Here is a 6623-nt window from a genome sequence, read left to right as displayed (position 1 = left end):
CGTGTCGTCGGCGTCGTCCAGGTCTTCGGGGCCGGCCAAATCCAGGTCTAGGCGTCGCCGGTGCTTGGGATCGAGCAGCTTTCCGATCTCGGCGAAGGGCGGCAGGCTCACGTCGCTTTTCGGCCGTACCTGGACGTAGTTCACCGAGAGCCCCTGGGCTTCGAGATACTGCCCGAACAGCCGGAACGAACTCGCCCCGTCGATGATGAACAGTCTCGGCCGGTGCACCGCCATGATGTGCAGCAGGAGATACACCAGGAGCGAGGACTTGCCGGCGCCGGTCGGCCCCAGGATCAGGGCGTGGGCGTTCGATTTCCGGTCGACGATGGGGTCGAACGTCAGGGGCTCGCCGCCCCGGTTGTAGACCAGAATGCCGGGGTGGCCGGTACCGGTCGAGCGGCCGTAGAGCGGCACCAGGTTCGACAGATGGCGCGCGAACATGAAGCGCGATCGGCGAGCGCGTTTCCGGTCGAAGCGGTGGTCGTAGCCCATGGGGAGGCACCGGAGGTACGTGTCCAGGGCGCAGAGGTCCTGGCGCTCGTCGATGGGCCGGAGATGATTGGTGAGGAGCAGGGAATGCAGCTGGTTCTGCTTTCGGCGGAGATCCTCCTCGTCTTCGCCGCGAAGGTAAAACGTGATCTGGGTCGGGAACAGCTTGTTCCCCTGCGCGATCTGGAATTGCGCGGCCTTGGCGTCCTCGCCGGCGAGCTGGGCCTCGGCGTAGTCGCCGATCGCGGCGCGTTCCACCCGAACCAGGCGTTCGCGGACATCGTCCTGAGGCTGGAACTCGACCGTGATCGCCATCACAACGCCTGGCGGCAGCCGGTCAAACACCGCGTACAGATGCCGGCCGATGCGCCGTTCCGCGAAGAACTGACCGATCGTCGGCGGATCGGTCAGCTGTTGAATGGTGATGGCGCGGTGCGGCAGGCCGTCGAACCACCAGAGGCCTTTCTCGGGATGATAACGCGGAAGTCCCAGAACCAAGGCTTCGCCGAAATCGTAGCCGTAGGGCCGGTCCTCGTGATCGTCGCCGGGATAGGGCGCAAGCGCGAGCAAGGCCTCCACGTCGCCCGCCGTTACCGCCGGGCGCGGATTGAACCAGCGCAGCATCCACTCGTAAAGGTCCCGCCCGCCGAGCCGGCGGACGCCCACCCCCGTCGATTCAAGTCCGGCGGTGAGCCGGGCCGCGGCCTCGTTCAGCTCCCGGATCGGACCGAGATCATCCGGTCCCTTGAGAGATTGGGTGGCGCTGCGCCGCCTGAACAAGCACGCGTGGACCTTCCGTCGATTCCCTTGCCACGGCCCACCCGTGACCTGATCGTCATGGAAGAGTCCGCCGGGCCGTGCGATGTTGGCGCAGTGGTCGCGGCACAGCCAGCCAGTGGCGGGTATAGGCCAAGTCGCGAATTTCGATCCGCGCGTAGGCCTCCACCTGGTCGGCCAGGCCATCGAGCCGGTACTCGTCATGGACGAAGAGTTGGAAGACCCAAGGGTCTTGTTGCTCCGCGACCGAGCCCGTGAGACCTGCTGGATCTTGTCGCGGAACTCGGCCAGCCACGCCTCCGGGCGCGCCTCGACGCCGGCGGGCCGGATCTCGAACAAGGCGCCGACGTTGCGCCCGTCGTCGAGCAGAAAGACCTGGTGTTCGGGATCGTAGTCGAGCCAGGGCAGATGGTTGGTGAAACTGCTCGGCCGCTCGTAGCGCCGCCTGACGTCCGCCTCGGTGGGCGGCGTGGTCCGGTCGAACGGCCCGCGTGGCGCGGGTTCGATGGCTCGGGGTTTGGATAAAAACGAAAACTGCGGCATCACCACCCCTCCGCTTCGCCCGGCAGGGCGTATTCCACCGTCTCATACATCGGAAAACTGGTGGCATAGCCCGGCACCGGATGGCCCTGGGGCGAGATGTGCGGGAAAACGTACAGGACGAGGTCCGGATTCGGCAGGCGCGGGAACAGGTGCTGGATCTCGGTGTGGGCCTCGTGGGTCCAGCCGTCCAGGTTCAGGGCGGCATCGCCTGGGCCGCGCGCACCCCGCTCCCGTCGGGCGCCTTCCGTTCGGCGCTGCCGGGTTTTTTCGAAATGGGCATCGTAAACCTCCCGCATGGTGGGTCCCCCCTGCGGCAGAAGGGTGTCCTTGCTGCCGGTGGCGCAGCCGACCAGGAGGCTAATCGAGATCATGGTCACGGCCCGCGTGAACGGCTGGGGTAGCGTGCGCATAGTCGAGTTTCCTGCCCTTGGGTTCGTAATCGATGGGGAGCTCCCGGTCCACGTGGACCGCGAGTTCGACGCCGGTGTCGACGAACACGGCATCGAAGGATTGGCTCTGCCGCTCGGCGATCCAGCGGGCCACCTCGTTGGCGCCTTCCGAGACGACCTCACCGGCGGCGTACTGCTCCGGGCTGCCCGTGACCGTGCTGGTGTAGCCGCCGAGCGGCGTTACCCCGATCGTGGTCTTAGAGCGGGCGTAGGCCCGACCCGCCGCCTCGACGCCCTTCGCCAGAATGCGCCCGCCCAGATATTGCGCGGCGTTGGTCACGCGCGCCCCGGTTACGCAGGGGATGCCGCGCCGGTCCGAGATCCAGCCGAGAGGCTTGGTGGCGCTGCCGGTGGCGGGGGGCGGCGCGCCCTGGGCCTGAGCGCTCTGCTGCTCTTTCCGCTGCAGACTCTGATCATCGGAACTCAGGGTGCGGATCGTGCCGTCGTCGAACACGAACGTGACCGAATGCACGGTGCCCCGGACACACGAGAGCGCCCAGTCGCCGATCGCGGTCCCGGAAAAGATCATGCCGTCGACGCCCGGAATCTCGAGCCCGTTGGCGGCGAGGTTGTCGGAGCCCACGATCACCTTGAAGGGATACGGGTCCTCCACCTGGCCTTTGATCGGAATCCGCCCGATCAGCGCGGTCATGCCGGTGGAGCCGATCAGGGTGGCGTTCCGCGGCACCGTGTAGGCCGGTTCCGGCGCAGCGGCGGGATGGGCGGCACCCCCGCCGAGCCCGGCATGGTCCAGGAGGGGGTTTTCGCCGACGCCGTGCAGCAGGCTTCCGCCCGAACGGGCCGCCTCGGCGGTCGCGGTGGCGGTCCGGGACACGGCGTCGCCGGCGCGTTTGACCAGGCTGGACCCGAGCGGATCGACCCACACCACCGCGGCGTTCAGGGCGGCCGGATCGAGGTCGACCGCCGCACCGTCCGACGGATCGGATGACGCCAGCGGCGCGACCAGTCCCAGGCGGTTGGAGAGATCGTCGAGGCGGGATGACAGGCGGGTGTATTCATCGTTGCGCTGTGCGGCCTGGTCCCGGCGAACCGCCGCCGTGACCTCGTTCGTGACTTGGGTCGCGATGTCGTTGCGCTGCTTCAGGAGTTCCGCGTTCTCGCGCCGAAGCTGCGCCATCTCCGACTTGGCCGAGGCGACCTGGGCGGTCAGCGCGCGGATGGTGTCCGCCGGAGAATCGGCATCCGGCGCGGGTGCCTTCGGCACCTCGGCGACCGGAAGCTCGGACTCGGCTGTCGCCGCCTTTTTGCCGCACGAGCGGAATCCCGCGAAGAGCGCGAGCACCAGTGCGAACGTGCCGAGAATCGGCAGGAGCTTATTGCCGCCCATCGAGCGCGTCCTCGAACGGCCGGCTGGACACGAGATAGGCGGCCGTCACGTCCCGTTCGTCGCCTTTGGGGTAGAGCCTCGCGTGTTGGAAGGTGCAGGCGAGCCAGGCGCCCCGGAGCGTTCGGGGATCGAGAATCACGTCCTCGAACGTTCAGCAGGCGCTCTGGGGCGTAGAGATGCTGCGCCGCCACCCGGGTCAGGGTGACGTAGTCCGTCCCGGCGGACCGGTTTTCGGCAACGTCCGTCGCTGCCGCATCCACCGGCGCGGCGGAGGGCTTCCCTTCCGGAATCGACACTTCGATGGGGCGGGTATCGGCTATCCGGTCCGAGGCCGAGAGATCCAGGAGGTAGGTGTTGCCCGTGCCCAAGGCCTCGATCCGCACTCGTTGCGGTCCGAACGGCTTGAGCGCCGTCCAATAGATGGTCCCGTCATTGAGGATCTGGGTCCTGAGGACATCGGGGGTCAGTGTCGGCGGCAGCCCCGCCCGCACCGCGACCGGAAACGACACCAGGCGCTCCTGCCCGACCGGGAGGGTGATCTGGAGCGGCAGTTTGTGCCAGGTCAGCCGCTCGATCGGAAGCGCGCCGGGTGCTGCCTCGGGCTCGACGTCGAGCCCGAGGCCCGGCGGGATGTCGGAACCCGGGTTGGTGAACGCGGTTTCCGGCACCGAAGCCGATGCGGAGAGCGCGTGGACACCGCTCTCCCCCTCCGTGTCGGCAGACGCGCCGACCGGCTCCTCCGCACGGGTCGCGACGGTCAACAGCAGAAGGGTGGACAGAACGACGAGATGCGGATTCATGAGCCGAGTTTGAATATCGGGGGTAAGGCCGGCCGTGACGTCTCGCTGCCCTCGATTCGTTCGGGCGGACTCGCGAAACAATCAAGGGCCAGGCCAAACGGGTTGACCTCGGGGCTGACGTCGTATGCCACCACCCGGATGGGGTAGCGGATGTCGACCGTCTTCACCGGCATCCCGCGAACATGCTCCTCGATCCGGAAGTCGATCCGCGCGATCCAGACGCCATTCCCCTTGACCTCGACGCTGGATTCCTCGTAAGTATGGCCCGGCACGTCCGTGGATGGCGCGTTTTCGGTCCGTCAGTTCGCCACGTTTGGCGCGGGCCTCGAGATCGCTCCTCAGTTCGTCCTGGCAGGCGGGTGTCAGATAGTTCTGAGCTTTGAAGAGCACGAGGCCATAGTCCTCCTCGCCGTTTCGCGGCCAGTAATTGAGCAGCTGAAAGATGTATCGGGCGAAGCCGTAGATATGCTCCGGCCTCGGATCGTCCCGATGGATCATGCCACCCGATCGGAGGTTCGGCGGAAGGAAGAGGCGCGCGTCCTTCTTCGCGTCCTCCCAGCCGTGCCAAAGGACAAGAATGACGACGAACAGCCCTGCGATCACCGACCGCAGCGTGTTGATACGGGACCTAAGGTTCTCGTTTTCGGCGCGGTAACGCAGTCCCGTGTCCGTTTCAATCGCGGAGGGCGTCGCGGCCAAGGCTCATTTGGTACGAGCCGTCCGGAAACCGAAACCGGGCGGACTCTCCCCGGAAATTGAACTGACAGCGGACGAAACCGAGGTCCGCCAGGAAAAGATGCACCCGCTGTTGAAGATAGAAGTGCGGGCGGCCACGTTTCAGCCGCTGATAGAGCCCCGCCCCGAAATAGACGAAGGCGATCGCGCCGATCATGGCGACCCCGAGGGCCATCGCGAGACGCCCCAGGATCAGGCCGATGACCACGCTCGGCGGAAACAGCAAGGCCGCCGCCAGCTTGATGGCCGTACCCAACTCCGAATCGGCATACCCCCGGAAGATGACCGGCTCCTCGTTGAGCCGATCCCCGAGAATATCGGGTGTCTCGGATGAGCCGGCCATCAGATGACACCCGCGGCTTCGCCCGGCAGATAGGACACGAACAGGAAAATGGCGGCGCCGGCCACCGCTCCGAGGCCCAGTTCGCCCCACTCTTTTCGGCCCTGCCGAACCTGATTGAGATCGGCGAGAACATGCCAGGAGAGCCAGAGAAAGCCGGCCACCGCCAGGAACAATCCGATGACGATCCCGCCATCCTTGATGTAGCCCTTGATGAGGTTGAGCCAGTCGCCCGCGGCCGGTGAAGTCGTCGGCGGCACGGGCGTCGGCAGCGCGGCGAAGGCGGTGTCCGCCAGGATCAAGGAGGCAAGCATGACCGATCGTGCTCGCCGAACGGTGTGTTTGAGGGTGCGTTTCACATGCGTCATGAGCTTTTTCCGATAGCGATCACAGTGACATGATTCACCGGCTCAGCGCCGGTAATCGCCCTTGAGCGGTGGAAACTCTCTCGGCGTCGTGCGTGGTGCTTCGATGTGTTCACGGATGCCGAGTTTGACGTGCTCGATGTCCTGGCGAAGCCAGCCATAATGGAATCTGACCCGCGACTCCGGATTGGCTTGGGTTTCGGCTTCGGCGATCAGGGGCGCCAGGGCGTCCAACTCATGGATCAGGCGGGCGAGCGCGGCCCGCTCGCCGTCGTCATCGGCACGGGCGGCAGTCGTGAAACAACAGAAAAGCGCCAGCAGCGCATTACGCATAGAGGGTCTCCGAGTTGCTCGGCGGCGAGTGTGCCCAAGGCGGCACGCAAAGTGCAAACAAAAACCCTTGTATGCTCTAAAAAGGGTTTTACGGATGGCTTGACCATCAGTCGAACCTCCCGTCGAACCCGATTAAAATGAAATGAATTGGCGGGATTAACCTCATTCCCGCAACATCGAAGACTTGGCCTGCAAAGCCGTCCGTCCGACCCAGACTGCGTCCACGGCGCCAACGGGTCCGCGACCATCTACTCAACCTAAATGTACGCAGCCATTGGGCAAATGCCGCACCAAGGCTAGCGAATTGCCGTAAATGGGAGGAACTCCATGCGCGAGGAGACTGAAGCGCCTACTACATTGTCCGCTTTGGTGGAAGCCTATTGCCGGGAAGTCGTCTTGAGCCCGGGATCGATCCGCAACTACCGCATCACCGCCCGCGTATTC

7 protein-coding genes and 1 pseudogene are annotated in these 6623 nt (G+C 65.6%); all 8 read right to left on the bottom strand.

Translation table 11 applies throughout. The features are described 5' to 3' along the window. Nucleotides 1-1809: TraC family protein (locus tag ABJK70_RS18075; protein WP_347258674.1), on the bottom strand; the 1809-nt coding region annotated here is incomplete at its 3' end. Further along, a complete protein-coding gene (locus tag ABJK70_RS18070; RefSeq protein WP_347258673.1) occupies nt 1809-2219 on the bottom strand; it encodes a TIGR03751 family conjugal transfer lipoprotein in 411 nt (136 codons plus the stop codon). The genes ABJK70_RS18070 and ABJK70_RS18075, both read right to left, overlap by 1 nt. Then, nucleotides 2167-3606, bottom strand: coding sequence for a TIGR03752 family integrating conjugative element protein (locus ABJK70_RS18065; protein WP_347258672.1), 1440 nt, complete (start codon nt 3604-3606; stop codon nt 2167-2169). Before ABJK70_RS18065 ends, ABJK70_RS18070 begins: the two co-directional genes overlap by 53 nt. 164 nt (nt 3607-3770) lie before the next feature. Beyond that, nucleotides 3771-4406: pseudogene (locus tag ABJK70_RS18060) on the bottom strand (DUF3438 family protein); the annotation flags it as partial. Beyond that, entirely contained in the window at nt 4403-4678 is a 276-nt protein-coding gene (locus tag ABJK70_RS18055; protein WP_347258671.1) for a DUF2895 family protein, read from the bottom strand. The pseudogene ABJK70_RS18060 and the gene ABJK70_RS18055, both read right to left, overlap by 4 nt. Nucleotides 4679-5079: 401 nt before the next feature. Further along, the gene (locus tag ABJK70_RS18050; protein ID WP_077732175.1) at nt 5080-5484 is read right to left on the bottom strand and encodes a TIGR03750 family conjugal transfer protein; all 405 of its coding nucleotides are present in this window, start codon (nt 5482-5484) and stop codon (nt 5080-5082) included. Next, entirely contained in the window at nt 5484-5849 is a 366-nt protein-coding gene (locus tag ABJK70_RS18045) for a TIGR03745 family integrating conjugative element membrane protein (RefSeq protein WP_347258670.1), read from the bottom strand. Before ABJK70_RS18045 ends, ABJK70_RS18050 begins: the two co-directional genes overlap by 1 nt. Before the next feature lie 42 nt (nt 5850-5891). Then, entirely contained in the window at nt 5892-6179 is a 288-nt protein-coding gene (locus tag ABJK70_RS18040; RefSeq protein ID WP_086132875.1) for an RAQPRD family integrative conjugative element protein, read from the bottom strand. Nucleotides 6180-6623: the final 444 nt, after the last annotated feature.

Origin of the sequence: Methylocaldum sp. (assembly GCF_039794385.1) — a bacterium.
Lineage (GTDB): Bacteria > Pseudomonadota > Gammaproteobacteria > Methylococcales > Methylococcaceae > Methylocaldum.
The sequence above is the reverse complement of the archived record's forward strand: the minus strand, read 5'-3'. Positions and strand labels throughout refer to the sequence as shown.

Coding starts and splice junctions, on each gene's coding strand:
- ABJK70_RS18070 (WP_347258673.1), bottom strand. CDS start 2,219: ATGCGCACGCTACCCCAGCCGTTCACGCGGGCCGTGACCATGATCTCG.
- ABJK70_RS18065 (WP_347258672.1), bottom strand. CDS start 3,606: ATGGGCGGCAATAAGCTCCTGCCGATTCTCGGCACGTTCGCACTGGTG.
- ABJK70_RS18050 (WP_077732175.1), bottom strand. CDS start 5,484: ATGGCCGGCTCATCCGAGACACCCGATATTCTCGGGGATCGGCTCAAC.
- ABJK70_RS18045 (WP_347258670.1), bottom strand. CDS start 5,849: ATGACGCATGTGAAACGCACCCTCAAACACACCGTTCGGCGAGCACGA.
- ABJK70_RS18040 (WP_086132875.1), bottom strand. CDS start 6,179: ATGCGTAATGCGCTGCTGGCGCTTTTCTGTTGTTTCACGACTGCCGCC.